Here is a 22,206-nt window from a genome sequence, read left to right as displayed (position 1 = left end):
GACACCGCCGGGGAGGCCTGGACGTGCGCCGGCCCCGGCGCCGCACGGGCGGCGCCGGGGCCGAGGGGGTACGCGTCAGACGGCGGCGATCAGCAGCGCCGGTCGCTCCACGCAGTCGGCGACGTGCCGCAGGAAGCCGCCGGCCACCCCGCCGTCGCAGACCCGATGGTCGAAGGTGAGGCTGAGCTGGGTCACCTTGCGGACGGCGAGCTGCCCGTCGACCACCCACGGCTTGTCCACGATCCGCCCGATCCCGAGCAGGGCCGCCTCGGGGTGGTTGATGATCGGCGTGGAGCCGTCGACGCCGAACACCCCGTAGTTGTTCAGGGTGAAGGTGCCACCGGTCAGCCGGGCCGGGGGCAGGGTGCCGGCCCGCGCGGCGGCCGTGGTGGCCGCCAGTTCGGCGGCCAGCTCGGCGGTGGTGAGCCGCTGGGCGTCGCGCATCACCGGCACCAGGAGCCCCCGGTCGGTCTGCGCGGCGATGCCGAGGTGCACCCCGGCGGACTGGACGATGCGCTGCGCCTCGGTGTCGACCCGGGCGTTGAGCTGCGGGAACCGGCGTAGTCCGCTGAGGCAGATCCGGGCCAGCAGGGCCAGGATGCTCACCGGCGCGTCGGGCGTCGCGGCGTTGATCGCGGCGCGGGTCTCCAACAGCCCGGTGGCGTCCACGTCGACCCAGATGGTCACCTCCGGGATCTCCCGCCGGCTGCGGGAGAGCTTGTCGGCGATCACCTTGCGGACGCCGGTCAGCGCGACGATGACGTCGCCGTCCCCGGCCGGGGCCGACCCGACCTGCGGGTCCGGCACGGCGGCGAGCCGGGCGGCGGGCGCGGTCAGCGCGGCCTCCACGTCGGCGCGGCGGATCACACCCCCGGGTCCGGTGCCCCGCACCGTGTCGAGGTCGACGCCGTGCTCACGGGCCAACCGCCGCACTATCGGGGAGATGACCAGGGCGGCGGAGGGCGCTGCCGGGTCGCGCGACACGGCACCGGCAGCCGCGCCGGTGCCGCCGGTCGGGCCGGCGTCAGCCGGTTCGGGGGCCACCGCCAGGCGGGGCCGACGCCGACGGCGGGTGGCGGTGCCGTGGCCGGTGCCGTACCCGATCAGCACGTTGCCCGAACCGGCCCGTTCCTCCTCGCGGTAGGTGGCGTGCCCGGCGGGCTCGTCGCCCCCGTCCAGCGGCGCGATGGTGATCAACGGCTGGCCGACCGGGCGTACCTCACCGGCCGCGCCGTGCAGGGTGACCACCCGGCCGGCGTACGGGCAGGGCACGTCGACGACGGCTTTGGCGGTCTCCACCTCGACCACGCTCTGGTCGACGGTGACCACGTCACCCACGGCGACCCGCCACTCGACGATCTCGGCCTCGCTCAACCCTTCGCCCAGGTCGGGCAGGAGGAAGACCTGCGTCCGTTCGACGATGGTCATGCCGCCGCCCAACGCGCGTCCGGCTGGTCGTCCCACTGAAGGCGGGCGACCGCGTCGAGCACCCGGTCCACGCCGGGCAGGTGGGTGTGCTCCAGCATCGGCGCCGGGTAGGGGATGTCCAGCCCGGCGACCCGCAGCACCGGGGCGTGCAGCGCGTGGAAGCAGCGCTCCTGCACCCGGGCGGCGATCTCCGCGCCGACGCCCGCAAAGCCGGGCGCCTCCTGGATCACCACGCACCGGCCGGTACGCCGGACCGAGGCGGTGATGGTCTCGTCGTCGAACGGCACGATGGTGCGTACGTCGACGACCTCCAGGTCCCATCCCTCCTCCCGGGCGGCCTCGGCGGCCTCCAGCGCGACCGGCACCGCCGGTCCGTACGCCACCAGGGTGGCGTCGCGTCCGGGCCGGCGCACGACGGCCCGGCCGAACGGCTCGTTGCGGGTCGGCAGGGACGCCTCGGCGCTGGCGAAGTAGAGCTTCTTGGGCTCCATGAAGACCACCGGGTCGGGGTCCTCGATGGCCTCGCGCAGCAGCGAGTACGCGTCGTCGACGGTCGCCGGGGTGACCACCTTCAGTCCGGGAGTGTGCGCGTAGTACGCCTCGGACGAGTCGCAGTGGTGCTCGACCCCGCCGATCCCGCCCGCGTACGGCACGCGGATGACGATCGGCACGCTCAGCGCGCCCCGGGTGCGGTTGCGCAGCTTCGCCACGTGGGAGGCGATCTGCTCGAACGCCGGGTACGCGAACGCGTCGAACTGCATCTCGACCACCGGGCGCAGGCCGGACATGGCCATGCCGACGGCGAAGCCGACGATGCCGGCCTCGGCGAGGGGGGTGTCGAAGCAACGGTTCTCGCCGAAGCGGGCCTGGAGGCCGTCGGTGATCCGGAAGACGCCGCCAAGCGCGCCGACGTCCTCACCGAAGACGACGACCCGGTCGTCGGCGGCGAGCGCGTCGGCGAGCGCGGTGTTGAGCGCCTTCGCCATGGTGGTGGCCATCAGGCGTCGCCCTCCTCGGCGTGCGCGGCGGCCAGCTCGGCGCGGACCTGCTCACGCTGTTCGACAAGCTGCGGGGTGGGCTCGGCGTAGACGTGGTCGAACAGGCTCAGCGGATCGACTGTGGGCTGCTCGTTCATCCGGGTCCGCAGGTCCGCCGCGTACGCCTCGGCCTGCTCGGCGATCTCGGCGACGGCCGCGTCGTCGAGCACACCGCGGGCGCGCAGGTAGGTCTCCAGGCGGGCGACCGGGTCCCGGTCCCGCCAGGCGTCGACCTCGGCGCCGTCGCGGTAGCGAGTGGCGTCGTCGGCGTTGGTGTGCGGCTCCATCCGGTAGGTGTGCGCCTCGACCAGGAAGGGCCCCTTGCCGGCCCGGGCGTGGGCGACCGCGCGGGTGAGCACGGCGAGCACCGCGACCGGGTCGTTGCCGTCGACCTGCTCGCTGGGTACGCCGTAGCCGACGCCCTTGTAGGCCAGCGACGGCGCGGCGGTCTGCCGCGACAGCGGGACGCTGATCGCGTACCTGTTGTTCTGCACGAAGTAGACCACCGGCGCCTTGAACACGGCGGCGAAGTTGATCCCCTCGTGGAAGTCGCCCTCGCTGGTGGCGCCGTCACCGATGAAGGCCAGCGCCACGGTGTCGCGGCCCTGATACGCCTCGCCGTGCGCCAGTCCGGCGGCGTGCACGCACTGGGTGGCGAGGGGGGTGCACTGCGGCGCGGTGTGCACCTCGGTCGGGTCGTAGCCGCAGTGCCAGTCGCCGCGCAGCAGGGTGAGCACCTCGACGGGGTCGATGCCTCGGGCAACCAGCGCCATCGACTCGCGGTACGTGGGGAAGACCCAGTCGGTGTCGCGGACCGCGAGGACCGCGCCGACCTGGCACGCCTCCTGGCCCCGCGAGGACGGGTAGACGGCCAGCCGACCCTGCTTGGTCAGGGCGGTCGCCTGGGTGTCGAATCGGCGGCCGAGCACCATCCGGCGGTACAGCTCGCGCAGCACCTCGGCGGGTGGTTCGGGGTAGTCGGCGCGGGCGGGCAGCGGCGTTCCGTTCTCGGCGAGCAGGCGGACCGGCTCGGCGTCCGGTAGCAACGAGCGCGCCGGGTCGGGCGGGGTGACCGTTCGACGGGTGCGCGGGGATGCCCTGCGGACCGCCTGGGGAGTGGTCGTCACGGCGGAACCTCCTGGGACGTGTGGTGAGCCTATGCTTCCGCTTGTGGATGATTGACTCAAGATCGACACAGAAGGCGGGACGGTTGGCATGCGGAGGGCGTACCAGTGAGCCAGGAGACCGCCGACGACGCAGGCCGGGGCGCGGGATCGGGACGATCGGCCCGAGCGTTGGACGAGGTCGACCGGCGGATCCTCGACGAGCTGGTCCGCGACGGTCGGACGTCGGTGCGTACCCTCGCCGAGCGGATCCACATTTCCCGCACCAACGCGTACGCGCGGGTGGAGCGGTTGCTGCGCGACGGGGTGATCACCGGATTCCGGGCCCAGGTGGCGCCCGAGGCGGCCGGGCTGGGCACGTCGGCGTACATCGCCCTGACCATCGAGCAGAACACCTGGCGGGAGGTGTCGGCCGAGCTGGCCCAGGTGCGCTACATCGAGCACGCCGCGTTGCTCGGCGGTGACCACGACGTGCTCGCGCTGGTGCGCGCGCCGGACAACGCCGCGCTGCGCGACGTGGTGCTGGGTCGGGTGCAGAGCATTCCGGGGGTGCTGTCCACCCGCACCTGGCTGGTCTTCGAGGAGTTCGACGGGGTTGGCAGCCCCTGGGCGTGACCGCCGGCCTCAGCGCTCCGGCGGGGCCTCCAGCCCGTCGCGGTCGGCCAACTCCAGCAACGGTTCCAGCGAGTGCCGGTCACCGTCGAGGCCGGCGTGCGGGTCGCCGCGCTCGGCGAACCGGGCCGGCATGCTGAGCACGTCGAAGTCCTCCGGGCGGGCCTTATCCAGCTCCGACCAGTCCAGCGGCGCGGAGACCAGCGCGGCCGGCGTCGGCCGGATCGAGTACGCCGAGGTCACCGTGTGGTCCCGGGCCATCTGGTTGTAGTCGACGAAGACCGGCCGGTCCCGTTGGTCGCGCCACCAGGTGGTGGTGACCAGGTCCGGCAGCCGGCGCTGCATCTCCCGGCCCAGCGCGAGCACCGCCCGACGGCAGTCACCGAAGCTCCACCGCGGCTCGATCGACAGGTAGACGTGCAGCCCCCGACCGCCGGTGGTCTTCGGGTAGCCGGTCATGCCCAGCTCGGCGAGGAACGCCCGCACCTCGTGCGCCACCGGCACCACCTGCTCGAAGCCGATGCCGGGCATCGGGTCCAGGTCGATGCGCAACTGGTCGGGGCGTTCCACGTCGGCGGCGGTGACCGGCCACGGGTGGAACCGCAGGGTGCCCAGGTTGGCTGCCCAGATGACCACTGCCAACTCGCTCGGCGCGACCTCGTCGGCGGTCCGGCCACTGGGGAACGTGATGTGCGCCGTTCGCACCCACTCGGGCGCGCCGGCCGGCAGCCGCTTCTGGTAGAACGCGTCGCCCCGGTTGGTCTGCCGGGTGGCGATCGTCGCGCCCTCGAAGACACCGCGGGGCCAGCGTTCCAACATGGTCGGCCGGTCCCGCAACGCGCGCAGGATGCCGTCGCCCACCGCCAGGAAGTAGCGGACCACGTCCAGCTTGGTCAGCCCACGCTCCGGGAAGTACGGCTTGTCAGGGCTGGAGACGCGGACCAGCCGCTCCCCCACCTGGATCTCCTCCGCCGCCGTGGCCACGCCCTGAGGGTACGGCGCACAAGCGCCCCGTACAGCCACCGAGCGGACACTGGCGCGGCGCCGACGGAGCGGGGCTTCGACGGCAGCGATGACGCGCTCGCTCAGGTGAGCAGCAGCACGCCGACCACGACCAGTGGCAGCCCGACGAAGAGGAAGACGCCGACCCCGGTGAGCACACGCCCACCGCCGGCCGTCTCCCGCTCCGGCGCGGCACCGAAGGTGGCGCGCGGGCCGAGCATGCCGATCCGACTCATCGTCAGGTCGCCCGTCATGCCGATGAGCCCGCCCACCACAACCAACCCGATGCCCAGCCGAGCGGCGTAGTCACCGCCGGCGACCGCCACCCAGATCATCGCCGCGACCGCGACCAGCGCCCCGACCACCACGAACAACAGGACCGCTTCCCGCAGACCTCGCAAGACAGTCATTCTTGACCCCCGTCACCTGTCCGGCGCACATTGTTTCGCATCACCGGGTCGCGGCGCTGCCCCGAAACCGACAGCCACCACCGGACACGGTTACCGTCGGCGGCGCCCGGGTAGGGGGGCCGCATGGCGGAACTGGCAACCCTCTGGATCGTCCGGCACGGCGAGAGCACCGCGAACGTCGCGGCGACGCACGCCGAGGCGTCGGGCGCGGAGCTGATCGACCTCACCCATCGCGACGCCGACGTGCCGCTGTCCGCGACCGGCGAGGAGCAGGCTCGGGCCACCGGCCGTTGGCTGGCCGAACTGCCGGACGCGAGGCGCCCGGATGTGGCGGTCGTGTCGCCGTACCTGCGCGCGGTGCAGACCTCGCGGCTGGCGCTGGCCGGCACCGACATTCCCGTCCACCGCGACGAGCGGCTGCGCGACCGGGAGCTGGGCATCCTCGACGGGCTGACCGGGCACGGGGTGCGCCGGCGGTACCCGGACGAGGCCGAACGTCGGGAGCGGTTGGGCAAGTTCTACTACCGGCCGCCGGGCGGGGAGTCCTGGACGGATGTGGCGTTGCGGCTGCGGACGCTGCTGGGCGACCTGCGTCGTGACCACGACGGTTGCCGGGTACTGCTCTTCGGCCACGACGCGCTGGTCTTCCTGCTTCGCTATCTGCTGGAGGGGTTGACCGAGGACGAGCTGATGGCGCTCACCCGGCAGGACGTGATCGCCAACTGTTCGATCACCGAGTGGTCTGCGGAGAACGACGGCCGCCTTGCTCTCACCGCCTTCAACGATGTCGCGCACCTGCGTCAGCAGGGCGCCCAGCCGACCAGGGAGGACGAGATCCATGCCGAGCCGGTCTGAGGTGAAGGTGATCACCCCGGCGTTGCTGCGGGACTGGGCACTGCCCGTGCCGGTGGGCGGGAAGGAGAGCCGGGGCACCGTGCTGGTGGTCGGCGGTTCCCGCTTCACGCCGGGCGCGGTGCTGCTCGCCGGAGTGGCCGCCTTGCGCGCCGGTGCCGGGGTGCTCCAGCTCGCCGCCGCCGAGTCCACCGCGGCCGCGCTGAGCATCCAGGTGCCCGAGGCGCTCGTGGTCGGCCTGCCGGAAACCACCGACGGTGCGGTCGCCGCCGACCGGGACGGCCAGCTCGGCGACCTGGTCACGCAGGCCGACGTGGTGGCGATCGGCCCCGGCCTGAAGGCGATCGACGAGACCAACCGTCTGCTGAGCCTGGTCCTGGAGGCGGCCCGCCCGGACACGTCGCTGGTCCTCGACGCGTACGCCCTCGGCGCGCTCAGCCACTCACCGGACCTGCTGGTCGGCTCGGGTCGACCCGTGGTTCTCACCCCCAACGTCACCGAGGCCGAGCACCTGCTCGGGCGGGAGCCGGGCGACGACCTGGACTCCGAGGCAGCCGAGTTGGCCGCCCGGTACGAGGCGGTGGTGTCGCTGTACGGGCACGTGGCCGCACCGGACGGGCGGGGTTGGCGGGAGGAGAGCGGCGACGCCGGGCTGGGCACCTCCGGCAGCGGGGACGTGCTCGCCGGGTTGCTGGCGGGGCTGTTGTCCCGGGGTGCCGACCCGGCGCAGGCGGCCTGCTGGGGCTCGTTCGCGCACTCGGTGAGCGGCCAGCGGCTGATCCCCCGCTACGGCCGGATCGGCTTTCTGGCTCGGGAGCTGCTCGACGAAATCCCCCGAACCCTGGCGATGGTCTGAGGCGGTTTCACCTGTTTCCGCGTTCGGCGTGGGGGTACCGGATCCCCACCAGCCGAGACTCGTCAGGGAGGTCATACCGGTGTCGACCGATGCCATCGTCCTGCTCAAAGAGGACCACAAGGAAATGCGCCGCCTGTTCAAGGCCTTCCAGGACGCCGAGGAGGGGCCGGCGAACCAGCGGCAGAAGTTGGTGGACCAGATCCTGGAGGCACTGACAGTGCACACCTACCTGGAGAACGAGGTGATGTATCCGGAGGTCCGCCGACTGCTGCCCGACCTGGAGGACGACATCCTCGAATCGTACGAGGAACACCACGTCGCCGATGTGCTCTGCGCCGAGCTGGCCAGCATGGACGCCGACGACGAGCGGTTCAACGCCAAGACGACGGTGCTGATCGAGAACGTCACGCACCACGTCGAGGAGGAAGAGGAGGAGTGGTTTCCCAAGGTCCGCGACGCGCTGGGCCGCAAGCAGCTCCAGGAGATCGGCGAGAAGATGATCGCGCTGCGCGCGGACGCGCCGCGTACCCCCACCGCCCCGAAGGCGATCAAGAAGGCGCTCGATGCGGTGACGGCCTGAGGCACCCGCTCACACCGAAGGGCCCGGCACAACGCCGGGCCCTTCGTCGTGCCGCCCCGCCCTGCCCCGCCCCGCCCCGGCCCCGCCCCGGCCCGGCCCGGCCCGCGATCTTGCACTTCCTGTTGCCGATTGGCGACGTCTCGTGCCGTTTTGTCGCGACAGAAAGTGCAAGATCGCGGGACGAGGGGCGAGGGCCGGGGGGCGCGGCGGCGGGGGCGGGGGTTAGCTGCCTGAGCCTGGTTCGGCCATCCGGCGGTGCTGCTCGGACTTGAGCCGGTCCGGAATGATCTTGCCGGCGGCGGTCTGCACCTTGTTGATCAGCGAGCCGGCGGTGATCGTCTGATCACCCCTCATCATCGCCTCGAAGCCCTGCTCGGCGACCTTCGCCGGGTCGTCCTTCCTGCCCGAGCCCACCCGGGTGTCCTCCATGTCGGCCCGGTCGAAGAACTCCGTGTCGGTCGGCCCGGGCATCAGCGAGGTCACCGTGACGCCGGTGTCCTCCAGCTCGTTACGCAGCGCCTCGGCGAAGGACTGCACGAACGACTTCGACGCGTTGTACACCGCCTGGAACGGCCCCGGCATGGTGGAGGCGATCGACGAGGTGAACAGGACCCGGCCCGTGCCCCGCTCGACCATCCCGGGCAGCAGCCGCTTCGCCAGGTGCACCGTCGAGCGCACGTTGAGGTCGACGATCTCCAACTCGTCAGCGAGGTCGGTGCCGCCGACGAAGGCGCCACCGGCGCCCCGACCGGCGTTGAGGGCCAGCGCGTCCAGCGGCCGCCCGGTCGCGGTGATGGCGGCCACCAGTTCCGTCACGCCCTGCTCGCGGGCCAGGTCGACGCGGACCGACCAGATCTGCGGGCCGCCGTCGCGGCGCAGCTTCTGCGCGGCCGCCTCGATGCCGTCGTCCTCGGCCGCGATCACCAGGTCGAAGCCGTGCTCGACGAACTGCGCCGCCAGCTCGTACCCGATCCCGCTGGAGGCCCCGGTCACCAGGGCGAGAGGCCGGTCGGAGGTGGGTGTGGTCATGTTGTCGACTCCTTCTGTGCGAAACCTGGCCGCACCAGTGACGGCGCGGTGGTCACCTACCGTGTGCCCCGCGTCGAATCGCCCAATCACGTTGGCGGGGTCGCCTCCCGGAGGGCGGCCCGAACGGCCAGTAACGGCCCGGTAGGATCCTCCCGGGCCGTTACTGGCGCGTGGGGATGGAGAACCATCGGGGAGCGGCCTCGTCACGTGGACGTTTGCCGAGCGCCTGGGCCTTCCCGCACGTCTGTTGGAGGTCGCATGTCCCGCAACGCAGAGTCCACCGCATTCCGGAGTGCCCTTGAGGTGATCCGGGCTGTCGAGCCGCGGGTCGCCGACGCCATCGGCGCCGAGCTGACCGACCAGCGGGAGTCACTCAAGCTGATCGCCAGCGAAAATTACGCCTCCCCGGCGACCCTGCTGGCCATGGGCAACTGGTTCAGCGACAAGTACGCCGAGGGCACCGTCGGCCGCCGCTTCTACGCCGGCTGCCAGAACGTCGACACCGTCGAGGCGCTCGCCGCCGAGCACGCCCGGGAGCTGTTCGGCGCCGCGCACGCGTACGTGCAGCCGCACTCGGGCATCGACGCCAACCTGGTCGCCTTCTGGGCGGTGCTCGCCGACCGGGTGGAGTCCCCCGCCCTGAAGAAGGCCCAGGTCCGCCAGGTCAACGACCTCACCGAGGCCGACTGGTTCGCGCTGCGCCGCGAGCTGGGCAACCAGCGGATGCTCGGCATGTCGCTGGACGCCGGCGGCCACCTCACCCACGGTTTCCGGCCGAACATCTCCGGCAAGATGTTCGACCAGCGCAGTTACGGCACCGACCCGGCGACCGGTCTGATCGACTACGACCGGGTGGCCGAGGCGGCCCGCGAGTTCAAGCCCCTGATCCTGGTGGGCGGCTACTCGGCGTACCCCCGGAAGGTGAACTTCCGGATCCTGCGCGAGATCGCCGACTCGGTCGGCGCGACCTTCATGGTCGACATGGCGCACTTCGCGGGCCTGGTGGCCGGCAAGGTGTTCACCGGCGACTTCGACCCGGTGCCGCACGCGCACATCGTCACGACCACCACCCACAAGTCGTTGCGCGGCCCGCGCGGCGGCATGGTGCTCTGCCAGCCGGAGCTGGCCGACCAGGTGGACCGGGGCTGCCCGATGGTGCTCGGCGGGCCGCTGCCGCACGTGATGGCCGCCAAGGCGGTCGCGCTCGCCGAGGCCCGCCGGCCCGACTTCGCCGACTACGCCCAGCGGATCGTGGACAACTCGCAGGCCCTCGCCGAGGGGCTGTTGCGTCGGGGCGCGAAGCTCGTCACCGGTGGCACCGACAACCACCTGGTGCTGATCGACGTGTCCGGTTACGGGCTCACCGGCCGGCAGGCCGAGCAGGCCCTCCTCGACTCGGGCATCGTCACCAACCGCAACTCGGTTCCGCAGGACCCGAACGGCGCCTGGTACACCTCCGGCATCCGGATCGGCACCCCGGCGCTGACCACCCGGGGCCTGGGCACCGCCGAGATGGACCAGACCGCCGAGCTGATCCACACCGTGCTGACCCAGACCACCGCCGGCGCCAACGCCGACGGCACCCCGTCGAAGGCGAAGTACACGCTGGACGCGGGCCTGGCCGACAAGATCGCCCGCCAGGCCACCGACCTGCTGGCCACGTACCCGCTCTACCCCGGCATCGACCTGAGCTGACCCGACCGACTCGCGTCGATCATGGAGTTGTGGTGCCCGAATGAGGGCGGGTAGCGACTTTCGCCCACCACCACAACTCCATGATCGACGCGGACGGGGACGGAGACGGGGGCGGAGGGCCGGGGTCAGGCCATGGGGCGCTTGAGGTGGTAGCGGTGGACTTCGGTGCTGCCTTGGACGTTGTTGACGTCCTCGGCGGCGGAGACCAGCTCCCACCCCTCTCGGCCGGCGCGGTTGAGGTGCGCGATGGCGGTGTCGCCGAAGGCGGTGATGTCCTTGCGTGACCCGTCCGGCGCGTACCAGACGAACGAGACGTGAAAATTGCGGCCCTGTCCCTGATAGCGACGGACGAGCAGGGCGTACTCCCAGGCAACCATGCGGCTTATTATGACCGTCCAACGAGGACGGCGGCACGCGGGTCGTCGCGCATTGCCATCCGATGAACGCGGTGTGTCAACCCGCCCGGCGAGTCAACTCGTCGGTGATCAGCGCCGCGAGGCGATCCAGCCCGACGTCGATCTGCTCCGGTGTGACAGCGCTCACCGACAACCGCAACGCGCGCACCGGCGCGGAGTCGTCGTAGAAGTGCGCCATCGGCGTCCACAGCACCCCGTAGTCGCGCGCCGATCGGTCCAGCAACGCGTCGTCGACCGGGAACGGCACTGTCACCACCACGAAGAACCCGCCGGCCGGCACCGTCCACCGCACCCCGGGCTGGTCCGGGTGCTCCGGCTGAGCCGGCTGAGCCAGAAAGCGCCGGGTGAGGCCGGCCACCAGGTGGCGCAGATTCCTGGTGTACGCGGACCGCTCCCGGGTGTTGGCGGCGACCAGGCTGCATCCGTGCTCCAGCAGCCGGCCGCCGATCACCGCCTGCGCGATGGGTGACGTGTTCACGGTGACCATGCTCTTGATCATGGCGAGCTGGTCGGCGAGCGTGCCGACCCGCCCGCCCGGGCCGCCGACCCGCTGGTCGGCGACGACGTAGCCGACCCGCGCCCCGGGGAGCACGGTCTTGGCGAACGAGCCGAGGTAGACGACCCGCCGGCCGGTGTCCAACGCCTTCAGGGTGGGCGGGCGCGGCCCGTCGTCGCTGTGGAACAGTCCGTACGGGTTGTCCTCCAGCAGCAGCAGATCCTCCTGCGCCGCCAGGTCCAGCAACCGTTGCCGGTGTGCGGTGTCGATACTGACGCCGGAGGGGTTGGCGAAGTCCGGCATCAGGTAGCAGGCGCGCGGCCGCAGCCCTGCGGCCCGGGCCCGGCGCACCTGGGCGGCCAGGTCGGCCAGGTCGACCCCGGTCGGCCCACCGGCGACCGGCCACACCGGCAGGTCCACCAGCCGGGCCGCCCCGGTCAGGCCGACGTAGGTCGGGGAGACCGCGAGCAGCACATCCGCCGGCCCGGCCCGCAACGCCCGCAGCACCAGGAACATGGCCTCCTGGCAGCCGACGGTCACCACCACGTCCTCCGGGTCGACGGTGATCCCCTCGTCGACGGCGAGGTTGCGGGCGATCAGGTGGTGCACGATGCCCTTGGTCCGGCCGTACTGCAGCAGCAGCCGCCGGGCCTGCTCGGGTCGGTGCCCCAGGTCGTCGACGAGGTGCCGGTGGAAGGTGTCCAGGTGCCGGTGCACCGCCGCGACGTCGAAGAACTCCTCGTACGGCCGGCCGGCCGCGAGGGACACCGCCGTCGGGTGCCGCTCGGACACCTCGTTGAGGAAGTTCATCGAGGTCAGCGCCGGATCGCCCAGCGCGGGGTGCAGGTCGGCGACGGTCAGGTCGACCGGTTCGGCAGCGCTCATCCCTCAGCCCACCCCGAGGGTGCGCAGTTGGCCGGCCGCCACCACGTCCGCGCAGCCGGCCAGGGTGAGCGCGTCGGTCAGCTCGGCGGCGAGCAGCCCCAACGCGTCCCGGGCGGCCGGTTCGCCACCGACGGCCAGCGCCCAGAGCAGCGGTCGGCCGACAAGCACCCCGGCCGCACCCAACGCCAGCGCCCGCAGCACGTCGGTGCCGCAACGGATGCCGCTGTCCAGCAGCACCTGGCAGCCGTCCCCGACCGCGTCGACGACCTCCGGCAGCATGGTGACGCTCGCCGGTGAGCCGTCGAGTTGCCGCCCGCCGTGGTTGGAGACGACCACCGCGTCCGCGCCGACCCGTACCGCCTCGGTCGCGTCGCGCGGGTCCAGCAGCCCCTTGACCACCAGCGGCAGGTCGACCTGCTCACGCAGCCAGGCCAGGTCCGCCCAGCGCAGCGCCGGCGCGAACGACGCGGCGGTGTGCGCGGCGATCGCGGACACCCCGGGGGCGCCGGAGTGCGCCAACGCGTCGCGACCGTCGGGGAGGTTCGCGGCGACCACCTCGGTCGGCAGCCGGAACGCGTTGCGGAGGTCCCGGGGGCGTCGGCCGAGCACCGGGACGTCCACTGTGACCACCAGCGCCCGGCAGCCGGCCGCGACGACCCGGTCCAGCAGGTCGCGGACGAGCGCCCGGTCGCGCAGCCAGTAGAGCTGGAACCAGACGTCCGCCCCCGCCCGGGTGACCTGTTCGATGGGGGTGCTGCCCAGCGTGCTGGCCAGGTACGGGATCCCGGCCGCGCCGGCCGCCGCGGCCAGAGCGAGCTCTCCGTCCGGGTGCACGAGCCGCTGGTACGCCATCGGCGCCACCCCGACCGGCATGGCGTACCGACGGCCGAGCAGGTGGGCGCCGAGGTCGACGGTGTCCACGCCGCGCAGCACCCGGGGCAGCACCGCGACCCGGTCCAGCGCGCGACGGTTCGCGGCGAGGGTCACCTCCGACGCGCTGCCGCCGGCCAGGTAGTCCCACACGTCCGGCGGCAGCACGGCCCGGGCGCGCTCGGCGTAGTCGGCGAGCGACACGGCCGGCCGGTCGGCCAACCCCCGCTCACCCATCGCCGGGGCCCGCCGCGGCCACGCCGGCCACCTCGCCCGAGCCCGCCGAGGCCGGCAGTCCGAAGCGCTCGCGGAGGAAGACCGCCGCGCTCTCCTGCGCGCGCCGCCCGTCGGTGAAGGTACCCGGCATGGCGAAGAACCCGTGGATCATGCCGGGGTAGTGCGCCAGCCGGGTGGGCACGCCGGCGTCGCGCAGCCGATCGGCGTACCGCTGCCCCTCGGCGCACAGGGGATCCAGTTCGGCGGTGATCACCAGCGCCGGCGGCAGCCCGGACAGGTCCTCGGCGAGCAGCGGCGAGGCCAGCGGGTCCCTCGCGTGGGCCGGGTCGACCAGGTAGTTCCTCCGGTACCAGACGACCGAACGGCGGTTGAACAGCGCCGGGTCCTCGTCCCCGGCCGGTTCGCCGCTCTGGTCGGTGTTCGGGTAGACCAGCAGTTGCGCGGCGAGCGGCGGCCCGTCCGTACGGCTGAGCAGGGTGACCGCGGCGGCCAGGTTCCCACCGGCGCTGTCCCCACCGACAGCCAGTCGGGTCGGGTCGGCGCCCAGCTCGTCGGCGTGCCGGGCGATCCACGAGGTGGCGGCGTGGCAGTCGTGCACCGCCGCCGGGAAAGGGTGCTCCGGGGCGAGGCGGTAGCCGACGGTGATCACCTGACAGGGCACCGCGTTGGCCAGCCGCCGGCAGATGCCGTCGGCGGTGTCGATGCTGCCGAGCGTCCACCCGCCGCCGAAGAAGTACAGCAGGGTGGGCAGCGGACCCGACCCGGCCGGTCGGTACACCCGCAGCGGCAACTCCCCGGCGGGGCCGGGGATCCGCTCGTCGCGTACCTCGGTCACCGGCTCGACCGCGCCGCTGCCGGCGCGGATCGCGGCCAGGTCCGCGGCGCGCGCCTCGGAGAGGGTCTGTGCGTATAGCGGTGGGGCGCCGGCCGCGGCGCGGGCCGCCCGGTACGCGGCCACCTCCGGGTGTGCTGCCATGTCGCTCCTATCCGCCGGTGCTGACCAGCAGCTTGTCGATGCCACGCAGGAACAGGCTGCCGCTGAACGTCGGTGTCTCGGTGACCGTCAGCGCGGGGAACCTGGCGAACAGCCGGGGCAGCGCGAGGCGACCCTCCAACCGCGACACCGCCGCGCCGAGGCAGAAGTGCAGACCCACCCCGAAGGCCAGCGACGGCGGGCCGGGACGGGTCGGGTCGAAGGTGTCCGGGGCCGGGAAACGGGCCGGATCGCGGTTGGCCGCGCCGATCATGATCAGCACGTTGTCGTTTGCGGCGACCGGCACGCCGTGCAGCACGGTGTCGGCCGGCGCGGCGCGGGCCAGGAAGTGCACAGGGCTCGCCAACCGCAGCACCTCGTCGACGCAGCCCTGCGCCAGCGTGGCGTCGGTGGGCAGCGCCGCGACCGTCCGCGGGTGGGCCAGGAGTAGCGGCAGCCCGTTGCTGAACATGTAGACGGTGGTGACGAAGCTGGCGTTGAACAGCACGATCAGGTTGCTGACCAACTCCTCCTCGGTCAGCTCCACCTCCCCGGAGTCGAGCGCCTCGACCAACGCGCTGAGCAGGTCGTCCCCGGGCAGCCGGCGGCGGTGCCCGATCAACTCCCGGTAGAAGGCCCGCAACTCCTCAGCGGCGGTGTTGGCCGCAGCCAGCCGCTGCGGGGTCTTCCCCGCCACGTCCAGGAATTCGTCGATCCACTCCACCCGCTCGCGGTACCACGGCAGATCGGCGGCCGGGATGCCGACGAACTCGGCCATTACCAGGGCCGGAATCGGGTACGCGAAGTCGGCCACGAAGTCGACCACGCCATCCCCGGCGTCCGCCATCCGGTCCAGCAGTTCGTCGACCACGCGCAGGATCACCGGTTCCAGCGCGCCGAGCCGGCGTGGCGTGAAGGTGCGGGAGAAGACGTGCCGCATCCGGGTGTGATCGGGCGGGTTGACGAACATCATCGAGGTCTGAAAGGTCCGCAGGATCTCCTGCTCCTCCCAGCCCGGCGGCGGCTGTTTCGTCCATTCCGGATCGCGCAGCAACCCGTCGACAAGGTCGTAGCCGACAGCGACCGCGGCCACCGTACGGTGCTCGGCGCGCGCCGGCACCGCGCTGATCGGGCCGAGCCGGTGCAGTTCCGCGTACCACGGGTACGGGTCCTGTCTGCCCTGCTCGCTGTACAGGCCGGTGAGTAACTCCCCTACCTCCATGATCAAACTCCTCCCCAGGATGTCGGTGACCGGGGGCGGCGGGGATCACCCGCCGCCCCCGGTCCTGATCACAGGTCGAGCAGCCGCAGCGGCACGGCGTCTGCCAACGCCTGGTTGCCGGCGTCGTTCGGGTGGATGTGGTCCCCCGAGTCGTACGCGGGCAGCAACTGGCTGGGCCGGGCCGGGTCGCGCAGCACCCGGTCGAAGTCGAGCAGCCCGTCGAACTCCCTGCTGCCGCGCAGGTACGCGTTCACCGCCTGGCGGGTGGCCTCCTTCTGCGGCGTCCACACACCCGGCGCTCCGTGCCCCTCGTACGGGGTCAGCGTGGCCACCAGACTGGTCAGCCCGCGCTGCTGGAGCTGCTGGTTGATCTGCCGCAACGTGCCGATGATCGCCTCGGGTGAGTCGTTCGACATCCAGATGTCGTTGATGCCCAGGTGGGTGACGACGGTACGCACCCCGGTCTGCGGGAACACGTCCTCGTTGAGCCGGGCCGCCGCGTTCGGGCCGAGCTGGTAGTAGCCCGGGTAGTTGCCGTCGCCCGGCTCGGTGCCCTCGTGGTTGAGCCGGTTGCCGGCCAGGCTCAGGTTGAGCACACCCGGGGTGCGCTTGTCCGGCCGGTCGGCGAGCAACCGGTCGGAGAGCAGGTCGGGCCAACGCCGGTTGGCGTTGACGGTGCTGCCGTTGCCGTCACCGATGGAGTCGCTGAGCACGACCAGCGCGCCGGGGCTGCCCTTGCGTTGCACGTCGACGCCGGAGAGGAAGAACCAGCAGCAGGTGGGACGGGTGGTGAAGCCGGTGCCCTCGGCCGCCCCGGTCAGATCCCCGGCGCCGATGAAATTGGCCTGCTGGGACTGCCCGTGGAACGTGGTCGGGCCGGTCGGCGTCGGGAAGTGCACTGTGACCACCAGGTCGCTGTCGTCAGCGACCGGGAAGGCCAGCGGGTCGCTGAGCAGTTCGGCGCCCCGGTTCATTGTCGCCGTGGTCGCACCGGTGAAACTCAACGGACGTACCGAGGCCGCGTCGATGTCGGAGAGGTCGTCCGGTGTCGCGGTGTTCGGCCGGGCGACGGTGGCACGACCGACGGTGACCGCCTGCTCGCCGTAGAGGTTGCTCAGGCGGACCCGCAGCGCCGGGCCGCCCACGGAGACGTGCACGATCATCCGGACGCTCTGGTTGTTGAGGCCGGTGTTCGTCAGCCCGACCGAGTTGCCCCGGGTGACCGCGGTGGCCCAACTGCCCGCCCACTCGGCGCGGGAGTCGGGTCGGCCGGCGGCGGTGCCGGACGGACCGGCGCTGGCGACGACGGCGGGTGCGCCGGCGACCAACAGCGCGGCCGCAGCGGCGATGACAGGCCATCTCTTCGGGGTTGCCGTTGCCATGGAACCTCCATCGTGGGGCAGCCCAGGGCCGTCCGCTGACGGCGCCCGCCTGGACGATGGTCCAGAAACCTAGCCGCCGCCGCTGACGGGCGTCAATCAACCTGATCGACGCGATCAAATGTCCGGCGGGCCGTTCGGATCGCCCGTCGGCACGGTTCCGACCAGCCGTCTCGCGCCTAGGCTTCCAGGCGGCGGCGGTGCGGTCGCCAACCGCGCCACCGTCGCGTCGTCACCGGGAACTGCCCGGGGACCGCCGCTTTTCTCAGATGGGGGCTGCCGGATGACTGACGGACCCGGGCACACCACTACCTATGTGGACAGGGTGTTGGACCTCTTCGCCGAGTTCGGCGACCGGGAGGCGCTTGTCGGCGCCGACCGCCGACTCACCTACACCGAGGCCGCCGCGCTGGTCCGGGCGATGGCCGCGACGGTGACCCGGCACGGCGTACGGCCCGGGTCGGCGGTGCTGGTGACAGTCGCGAACGCGGTGGAGGGTCCGCTGCTACAGCTCGCCCTGCATCTGCTCGGCTGCCGGACGATGTGGGTCGCCCCGGTGACCGCGCGCCGGGAGGTCGACGAGTTCATCCGGTTGGCCCGCCCGGACGCCCTGGTCTACGACGCCCGGGACCGGACCAGTCTGGGCCCGGAGCTGGCCGCCGCGCTGCCCGGCACACCGGTGTGCTGTCTGGGCTCGGGCGGCACCGGGCCCGATCTCACGGCCGACGCCGACGCCGACGGGACGGGCCTGCCGGCGTCGGTGCCGGCGCCCGAGTCGTTCCTGCAGACCAGCGGCACCACCGGCAGCCCGAAGCTGGTGCACCACCGGGAGAGCTTCTACGCCCAGATCCTCGCCCTGGCCGCCGACTTCCGCGCCGCCGGGTTCCCGTTGCTGCGGCACCTGTCGCACTCGCCGATGTGGCTGGCCAGCGGGCAGATCACCACGCTGTTCAACCTGTTCACCGGCGGGGTGCTGTTCCTGCGCGACGACTGGGACCCGGTGGCCTTCGTGGACACCGTGCAACGGGAGCGGATCAACTCGACCTTCGTCACGCCGCCGATGCTCTACGAGGTGCTGGACCACCCGGCGCTGGTCGGCGCGGACTTCTCCGCCATGTTCATGTTCAACGTGGGCGCCGGGCCGGCCGCGCCCGCCCGGCTGCGCCAGGCCATCGCCCGGTTCGGCCCGGTGCTGCGCATCGTGTACGGCCTCAGCGAGGCGGTCGTGATCACCGCGCTGCCCGGGCTGACCGACGATCCGGAGCACCCGGAACGGTTGCGCTCCTGCGGGAGGCCCTACGGCGACGTCCACATTGAGATCCGCGATGACGACGGCGCGGTGCTGCCGACGGGCCGCGACGGCGAGGTGTGGGTACGGACCCGACTGAGCTTCGCCGGCTACCACGGTCAGCCGGAGCTGACCGCGCAGACGCTCGTCGACGGGTGGGTGCGGACCCGCGACATCGGCCACCTCGACGACGACGGCTACCTCTACCTCGTCGACCGGGCACACGACATGATCGTCACGCATCGCCGGAACTGGGCGATCTTCTGCCGTCCCATCGAGGACGTGCTGGTCGGGCACCCCCAGGTACGGGCCGCCGCCGTCATCGGCGTGCCGGACGAGACGGTCGGCGAGGTGCCGCACGCGTACGTGGTGCTCGGGCCGGGCGCGACGGTCACCGGGGCGGAGCTGATCGACCTGGTGACCGTCGAACTCAACGAGATGTGGGCGCCGGCCGCTGTGGAGGTCCTCGACCGGCTGCCGGTGAACCGGTCGATGAAGGTGGACAAGCGGGCACTGCGCGCGCGGTACGCGGCCCGTCGGGCGGCGGCGGTCGGGGCGTGACCCCCCGCCGGCAACTGGTCGTCCTGGTCAGCGCGGACCTGATCTCCAACCTGGGCACCCGCATCTCGGTGGTGACCATTCCGTGGCTGGTGCTTGTCACCACCGGCAGCCCCACCAAGATGGGTCTGGTCGCGTTCGCCGAGACCCTGCCGTACCTGCTGTCCAGCGCGTTGGGCACACCCTGGGCGGACCGGATCGGCCTGCGCCGTACCTCGATCCTCTGCGACGCGGGCAGCGCGGTGGTGATGGTCGTCGTGGCGCTGACCCCGTGGTTGGGCTTCGTCCCGCTGGTGGCGCTCGTCGCGGTGGCCGGCGCGCTGCGGGGCATCGGGGACCGGGTGAAGCACGTGATGTTCCGGCCGGCCGCGGAGGCCGCCGGAGTGCCGCTGATCCGCCTGACCTCCGCGTACGACGGGCTCAGCCGGGTGGTGACACTGTTCGGCGCCGCGGTGGGCGGCCTGCTGATCGCCGTTTTCGGGGTGACCGAGGCGATCCTCATCGACGCGGCCAGCTTCGGGGTCTGCGCGCTGCTCATCGGCGTCCTGGTCCGCCCGCCGGCCGCCCCGACGCAACCCACCCAGCCGGAGAGTTACCTGCGCGCCCTGCGGGGTGGCTTCAATTACCTGGGCCGGGACCGGCCGCTGCTCGGCATGCTCGCCGTCATCTCGGCGCTGAACATGGTGGCCAACGCCAGCGTGGCCGTCTACATCCCGGTCTGGGTCGCCCGGGAGCTTCCCGGCCCGAGCGGCCTCGGTCTGGTGTTGGCGGCGTTCTCGGCGGGCGCGCTGCTGGGGAACCTGGTGTTCACCACGCTCGGGCCCCGGCTGCCCCGGCGGCTGACGTTCCTGGTCGGCGCGCTGGTCGCCGGCACGCCCCGGTTGGTGGCGCTGGCGATCAGCGACGAGCTGCCGGTGGTGCTCGTGGTGACGTTCCTGTCCGGAATCGGCATCGCGGCGGTCAACCCGCTGCTCGGGGTGGCGCTCTACGAGCGGGTGCCGCCGGAGCTGCAGACCCGGGTGATCGGCATCGCCGGTTCGTTGGCGTTCGTCGGTCTGCCGGTCGGCGCGCTGCTCGGCGGCTGGTCGGTGGACGCCCTGGGATTCACCCCGGCCCTGCTGACCATGGCGGCGGCGTGCCTGGTGGTGACCGCGTACCCGCTGCTGAGCAGGGCCTCCGGCCCGGAGACACCGGTGCGGCCCACTCCCGCCACCACCCGGTAAACCCGTTGCGGGTCCGGCCCGGCTGCCACAGGCTCGGGCAGATGAACGGACAGCCCACCTACGGCGTGCCGGTGACCGACTGCGACACCGTGATTGCCTGGACCCTGCTGCACGGCCCCAGCCGGGCCGCCTTCCGCGCCGCGCTCGGTCTCGACGACGCCAGCTGGGCTCGGGCCGGGGCTGGGCGCTGTGGAAGGCGCTGATCACCCTGGATGATCAGGACCCGGCGAAGGCCGAGTGGGCCGCGCGCGTGCTCAGCGAACTCCTCACCGAGCACCACGCGCACCGCTGAACCGTCACCGGTCGGCCGGGGCCCGGGTGGCGTGCTCGGTACGGCAGCGCGGGCAGCGCAGCCGCGTCCCGGCTGCCGCCCGGGGCACCCGGAGCCGCTGACCGCAGCCGCAGGTCAGTACCGGCGCCGACGCGCGGAGGTATTCGTCCCGGTCCCGGCGCGGCCACCGGCCGTGACAGCGGGCGCACCACTTCGGCGGGTAGCTGTGGTAGTGGGCGAGGCCGAACGCGCCCGCGATCATCAGCGCGACGGGGACCAGCAGACCGAGCGGCGCGAGCAGCGCGGTCGGCACTCCGCCGAGGCCGTCGGAGACCAACTCGGCGACCACAGCGAGCACGACCACCGGCACACCGAGCAGTGTGAACCCGAAACCCCAGGCGAAGGTCAGCAGGGACGGCAGGAACATCCACATGCCGCCCGGCGCCCAGCGGCGGACCCCGTACCCGCCGCAGCGTGGGCAGTTCGGCGAGGCGCGGTGCGGCACCGACCGCAGCGCCTTCGGCGCCAACCACTGCACCAGGAGCTTGAGGATCTCCTCGACCAGTTTCGTCGCGAGAGCCTGAAGCAACGAACCGAGCATCCGGTCACCTCCCTCGCCGACGGATCCCGTGGTCGACCCACCACCCATGGTGGGCGGTGGGTGCCAACATCCCGTCCCAGCGCGCCGATCTCGTCGCGCCAACGACGCCGATCCGACAGCGCCCGCGCGTTGTTCGTCGGACGTTCGGTTGCTGGTCGCGTGGGCGTCGGCGACGGCTGACTAGCGTCTACGGTCGTCACCGCACCTGGAGGCCGCCGCGTATGACGTCGTCACCCACCCGCCGCCGCACCGCGGAGGTCGTCGCCGTGCGCCGGATCGGCGACAGCGCGCCGCACAGCGCGTTCACCGACCTCGTCCGGTACGCCGGAAGCTGGTTCTGCGCCTTCCGGGAGGCTCGCACGCACCTCAGCGACGACGGCGTGATCCGGGTACTGACGTCGAGCGACGGCCGGTCCTGGACCTCCGCGACGGTCATCGCGCAGCCCGGTGCCGACCTGCGTGATCCCCGTTCCGTGGCGCGCCCCGACGGGCGGCTGCAACTGCTCGCGGCGGCCGCCACCGGCGCGGCCAGCAAGACGTTCCAGACGGTGACCTGGCTCAGCACCGACGGGCACACCTGGGGTGATCCGACCCCGGTGGGCGAGCCGGGCGTCTGGGTGTGGCGGGCGGCCTGGCACGACGACGCGATGTACGGCGTCGGCTACGCCACCCGGGAGCCGAGGTTCGCCCGGCTCTACCGCAGCACGGACGGGGTCGACCTGCGGCAGTGGGTGCCGACGCTGTTCGCTGACGGGTACCCCAACGAGTCCGGCCTGGTCTTCGCGCCGGACGGTACCGCCCTGTGCCTGCTGCGGCGGGACGCGGCCACCGCGAGCGCGCAGCTCGGCCGGGCCGTGCCGCCGTACCGGGACTGGACCTGGACGGATCTGGGTGTCCAGGTGGGCGGGCCGGCGCTGCTCCGACTGCCCGACGGGCTGCTGCTGGCCGGGGTGCGCCTGCACGACGGCGAGGTCCGCACCGCGATCTGCGTCGTCGATGCGGACCGGGGCGAGCTGACCGAACTGGTCGCGCTGCCGTCCGGTGGCGACACCAGCTACCCCGGGCTGGTCTGGCACGACGACCTGCTGTGGGTGAGCTACTACTCGTCACACGAGGGGAAGACCTGTGTCTACCTGGCCGAGGTCAGCCTGACCGGCTGAGC

At 72.5% G+C, this 22,206-nt stretch carries 22 protein-coding genes and 1 riboswitch; of the genes, 9 read left to right on the top strand and 13 right to left on the bottom strand.

Features of this window, described 5'->3' with window-relative positions; all coding sequences use genetic code 11:
* Nucleotides 1–75: 75 nt before the first annotated feature.
* From AB0B68_RS07110 to pdhA, 3 genes are read right to left on the bottom strand one after another with little or no spacing between them, the layout of a single operon-like run.
* A complete protein-coding gene (locus AB0B68_RS07110) occupies nucleotides 76–1,440 on the bottom strand; it encodes a dihydrolipoamide acetyltransferase family protein (RefSeq protein ID WP_357258290.1) in 1,365 nt (454 codons plus the stop codon).
* Nucleotides 1,425–2,429 (bottom strand): alpha-ketoacid dehydrogenase subunit beta, encoded by a 1,005-nt coding sequence (locus AB0B68_RS07105; protein ID WP_181539337.1) that lies wholly within the window; start codon nucleotides 2,427–2,429, stop codon nucleotides 1,425–1,427. The genes AB0B68_RS07110 and AB0B68_RS07105 overlap by 16 nt, the downstream gene beginning before the upstream one ends.
* Complete coding sequence (pdhA, locus tag AB0B68_RS07100) at nucleotides 2,426–3,625, bottom strand: pyruvate dehydrogenase (acetyl-transferring) E1 component subunit alpha (protein WP_357205068.1); 1,200 nt, start codon at nucleotides 3,623–3,625, stop codon at nucleotides 2,426–2,428. Before pdhA ends, AB0B68_RS07105 begins: the two co-directional genes overlap by 4 nt.
* Nucleotides 3,626–3,760: 135 nt before the next feature.
* Between pdhA and AB0B68_RS07095 the strand changes: the two genes are divergently transcribed.
* Nucleotides 3,761–4,204 (top strand): Lrp/AsnC family transcriptional regulator, encoded by a 444-nt coding sequence (locus AB0B68_RS07095; protein WP_355008035.1) that lies wholly within the window; start codon nucleotides 3,761–3,763, stop codon nucleotides 4,202–4,204.
* 9 nt (nucleotides 4,205–4,213) lie between these two features.
* Here AB0B68_RS07095 and AB0B68_RS07090 read toward each other — a convergent pair whose 3' ends face one another.
* Together AB0B68_RS07090 and AB0B68_RS07085 are read right to left on the bottom strand one after the other, a co-directional pair.
* On the bottom strand, nucleotides 4,214–5,185 hold the full coding sequence (locus AB0B68_RS07090; protein WP_357205033.1) for a DNA primase small subunit domain-containing protein: 972 nt from the start codon (nucleotides 5,183–5,185) through the stop codon (nucleotides 4,214–4,216).
* A gap of 101 nt (nucleotides 5,186–5,286) precedes the next feature.
* The gene (locus AB0B68_RS07085; protein WP_357258247.1) at nucleotides 5,287–5,613 is read right to left on the bottom strand and encodes a hypothetical protein; all 327 of its coding nucleotides are present in this window, start codon (nucleotides 5,611–5,613) and stop codon (nucleotides 5,287–5,289) included.
* 123 nt (nucleotides 5,614–5,736) lie between these two features.
* Between AB0B68_RS07085 and AB0B68_RS07080 the strand changes: the two genes are divergently transcribed.
* The 3 genes from AB0B68_RS07080 (at nucleotide 5,737) to AB0B68_RS07070 (ending at nucleotide 7,901) form a co-directional block, all read left to right on the top strand.
* Nucleotides 5,737–6,468, top strand: a complete 732-nt coding sequence (locus AB0B68_RS07080; RefSeq protein WP_357205039.1) for a histidine phosphatase family protein — start codon at nucleotides 5,737–5,739, stop codon at nucleotides 6,466–6,468.
* On the top strand, nucleotides 6,452–7,321 hold the full coding sequence (locus AB0B68_RS07075) for an NAD(P)H-hydrate dehydratase (RefSeq protein WP_357258245.1): 870 nt from the start codon (nucleotides 6,452–6,454) through the stop codon (nucleotides 7,319–7,321). Before AB0B68_RS07080 ends, AB0B68_RS07075 begins: the two co-directional genes overlap by 17 nt.
* Before the next feature lie 79 nt (nucleotides 7,322–7,400).
* Nucleotides 7,401–7,901 (top strand): hemerythrin domain-containing protein, encoded by a 501-nt coding sequence (locus AB0B68_RS07070; protein WP_357205044.1) that lies wholly within the window; start codon nucleotides 7,401–7,403, stop codon nucleotides 7,899–7,901.
* 222 nt (nucleotides 7,902–8,123) lie between these two features.
* Here the strand turns inward: AB0B68_RS07070 and AB0B68_RS07065 are convergent, their stop codons facing one another.
* Nucleotides 8,124–8,930, bottom strand: a complete 807-nt coding sequence (locus AB0B68_RS07065; RefSeq protein ID WP_357205047.1) for an SDR family NAD(P)-dependent oxidoreductase — start codon at nucleotides 8,928–8,930, stop codon at nucleotides 8,124–8,126.
* Nucleotides 8,931–9,079: 149 nt separating this feature from the next.
* Nucleotides 9,080–9,169: riboswitch (ZMP/ZTP riboswitch) on the top strand.
* Nucleotides 9,170–9,188: 19 nt separating this feature from the next.
* Between AB0B68_RS07065 and AB0B68_RS07060 the strand changes: the two genes are divergently transcribed.
* Nucleotides 9,189–10,625, top strand: a complete 1,437-nt coding sequence (locus AB0B68_RS07060; protein ID WP_357205050.1) for a glycine hydroxymethyltransferase — start codon at nucleotides 9,189–9,191, stop codon at nucleotides 10,623–10,625.
* Between the two features lie 125 nt (nucleotides 10,626–10,750).
* Here the strand turns inward: AB0B68_RS07060 and AB0B68_RS07055 are convergent, their stop codons facing one another.
* The 6 genes from AB0B68_RS07055 to AB0B68_RS07030 form a co-directional block, all read right to left on the bottom strand.
* Nucleotides 10,751–11,011: a hypothetical protein gene (locus AB0B68_RS07055; protein ID WP_357205073.1), complete on the bottom strand. Its 261-nt coding sequence runs from the start codon at nucleotides 11,009–11,011 to the stop codon at nucleotides 10,751–10,753.
* A gap of 67 nt (nucleotides 11,012–11,078) precedes the next feature.
* Nucleotides 11,079–12,422, bottom strand: a complete 1,344-nt coding sequence (locus AB0B68_RS07050; RefSeq protein WP_357258243.1) for a PLP-dependent aminotransferase family protein — start codon at nucleotides 12,420–12,422, stop codon at nucleotides 11,079–11,081.
* A gap of 3 nt (nucleotides 12,423–12,425) precedes the next feature.
* Nucleotides 12,426–13,529 (bottom strand): alpha-hydroxy acid oxidase, encoded by a 1,104-nt coding sequence (locus AB0B68_RS07045; protein WP_357205055.1) that lies wholly within the window; start codon nucleotides 13,527–13,529, stop codon nucleotides 12,426–12,428.
* The gene (locus tag AB0B68_RS07040; RefSeq protein WP_357258241.1) at nucleotides 13,522–14,505 is read right to left on the bottom strand and encodes an alpha/beta hydrolase; all 984 of its coding nucleotides are present in this window, start codon (nucleotides 14,503–14,505) and stop codon (nucleotides 13,522–13,524) included. Before AB0B68_RS07040 ends, AB0B68_RS07045 begins: the two co-directional genes overlap by 8 nt.
* Before the next feature lie 7 nt (nucleotides 14,506–14,512).
* Nucleotides 14,513–15,724, bottom strand: a complete 1,212-nt coding sequence (locus AB0B68_RS07035) for a cytochrome P450 (RefSeq protein WP_357258239.1) — start codon at nucleotides 15,722–15,724, stop codon at nucleotides 14,513–14,515.
* A gap of 68 nt (nucleotides 15,725–15,792) precedes the next feature.
* A complete protein-coding gene (locus tag AB0B68_RS07030) occupies nucleotides 15,793–17,073 on the bottom strand; it encodes an SGNH/GDSL hydrolase family protein (RefSeq protein WP_357258288.1) in 1,281 nt (426 codons plus the stop codon).
* A 313-nt stretch (nucleotides 17,074–17,386) separates the two neighbouring features.
* Here AB0B68_RS07030 and AB0B68_RS07025 point away from each other — a divergent pair, with 313 nt between their 5' ends.
* From AB0B68_RS07025 to AB0B68_RS07015, 3 genes are read left to right on the top strand one after another with little or no spacing between them, the layout of a single operon-like run.
* On the top strand, nucleotides 17,387–18,952 hold the full coding sequence (locus tag AB0B68_RS07025) for an AMP-binding protein (RefSeq protein WP_357197473.1): 1,566 nt from the start codon (nucleotides 17,387–17,389) through the stop codon (nucleotides 18,950–18,952).
* Nucleotides 18,949–20,172 (top strand): MFS transporter, encoded by a 1,224-nt coding sequence (locus AB0B68_RS07020; protein WP_357258237.1) that lies wholly within the window; start codon nucleotides 18,949–18,951, stop codon nucleotides 20,170–20,172. The genes AB0B68_RS07025 and AB0B68_RS07020 overlap by 4 nt, the downstream gene beginning before the upstream one ends.
* 41 nt (nucleotides 20,173–20,213) lie before the next feature.
* Complete coding sequence (locus AB0B68_RS07015) at nucleotides 20,214–20,375, top strand: hypothetical protein (RefSeq protein ID WP_357197480.1); 162 nt, start codon at nucleotides 20,214–20,216, stop codon at nucleotides 20,373–20,375.
* Between the two features lie 93 nt (nucleotides 20,376–20,468).
* On the opposite strand, the gene AB0B68_RS07010 is transcribed toward AB0B68_RS07015, so the two are convergent.
* Nucleotides 20,469–21,044, bottom strand: a complete 576-nt coding sequence (locus AB0B68_RS07010) for a hypothetical protein (protein WP_357197482.1) — start codon at nucleotides 21,042–21,044, stop codon at nucleotides 20,469–20,471.
* A gap of 221 nt (nucleotides 21,045–21,265) precedes the next feature.
* Here AB0B68_RS07010 and AB0B68_RS07005 point away from each other — a divergent pair, with 221 nt between their 5' ends.
* Entirely contained in the window at nucleotides 21,266–22,204 is a 939-nt protein-coding gene (locus tag AB0B68_RS07005) for a sialidase family protein (protein WP_357258235.1), read from the top strand.
* Nucleotides 22,205–22,206: the final 2 nt, after the last annotated feature.

The organism is Micromonospora sp. NPDC049049, from assembly GCF_040649115.1.
In the GTDB taxonomy this organism is placed as follows: domain Bacteria; phylum Actinomycetota; class Actinomycetes; order Mycobacteriales; family Micromonosporaceae; genus Micromonospora.
The sequence above is the reverse complement of the archived record's forward strand: the minus strand, read 5'-3'. Positions and strand labels throughout refer to the sequence as shown.

Excerpts from the sequence above, each read along its gene's own strand:
- AB0B68_RS07075 (WP_357258245.1), top strand. The coding sequence starts at position 6,452 with ATGCCGAGCCGGTCTGAGGTGAAGGTGATCACCCCGGCGTTGCTGCGG.
- AB0B68_RS07050 (WP_357258243.1), bottom strand. The coding sequence starts at position 12,422 with ATGAGCGCTGCCGAACCGGTCGACCTGACCGTCGCCGACCTGCACCCC.
- AB0B68_RS07080 (WP_357205039.1), top strand. The coding sequence starts at position 5,737 with ATGGCGGAACTGGCAACCCTCTGGATCGTCCGGCACGGCGAGAGCACC.
- AB0B68_RS07035 (WP_357258239.1), bottom strand. The coding sequence starts at position 15,724 with ATGGAGGTAGGGGAGTTACTCACCGGCCTGTACAGCGAGCAGGGCAGA.
- AB0B68_RS07040 (WP_357258241.1), bottom strand. The coding sequence starts at position 14,505 with ATGGCAGCACACCCGGAGGTGGCCGCGTACCGGGCGGCCCGCGCCGCG.
- AB0B68_RS07015 (WP_357197480.1), top strand. The coding sequence starts at position 20,214 with ATGAACGGACAGCCCACCTACGGCGTGCCGGTGACCGACTGCGACACC.
- AB0B68_RS07065 (WP_357205047.1), bottom strand. The coding sequence starts at position 8,930 with ATGACCACACCCACCTCCGACCGGCCTCTCGCCCTGGTGACCGGGGCC.
- AB0B68_RS07025 (WP_357197473.1), top strand. The coding sequence starts at position 17,387 with ATGACTGACGGACCCGGGCACACCACTACCTATGTGGACAGGGTGTTG.
- AB0B68_RS07005 (WP_357258235.1), top strand. The coding sequence starts at position 21,266 with ATGACGTCGTCACCCACCCGCCGCCGCACCGCGGAGGTCGTCGCCGTG.
- AB0B68_RS07010 (WP_357197482.1), bottom strand. The coding sequence starts at position 21,044 with ATGCTCGGTTCGTTGCTTCAGGCTCTCGCGACGAAACTGGTCGAGGAG.
- AB0B68_RS07060 (WP_357205050.1), top strand. The coding sequence starts at position 9,189 with ATGTCCCGCAACGCAGAGTCCACCGCATTCCGGAGTGCCCTTGAGGTG.
- AB0B68_RS07085 (WP_357258247.1), bottom strand. The coding sequence starts at position 5,613 with ATGACTGTCTTGCGAGGTCTGCGGGAAGCGGTCCTGTTGTTCGTGGTG.
- AB0B68_RS07045 (WP_357205055.1), bottom strand. The coding sequence starts at position 13,529 with ATGGGTGAGCGGGGGTTGGCCGACCGGCCGGCCGTGTCGCTCGCCGAC.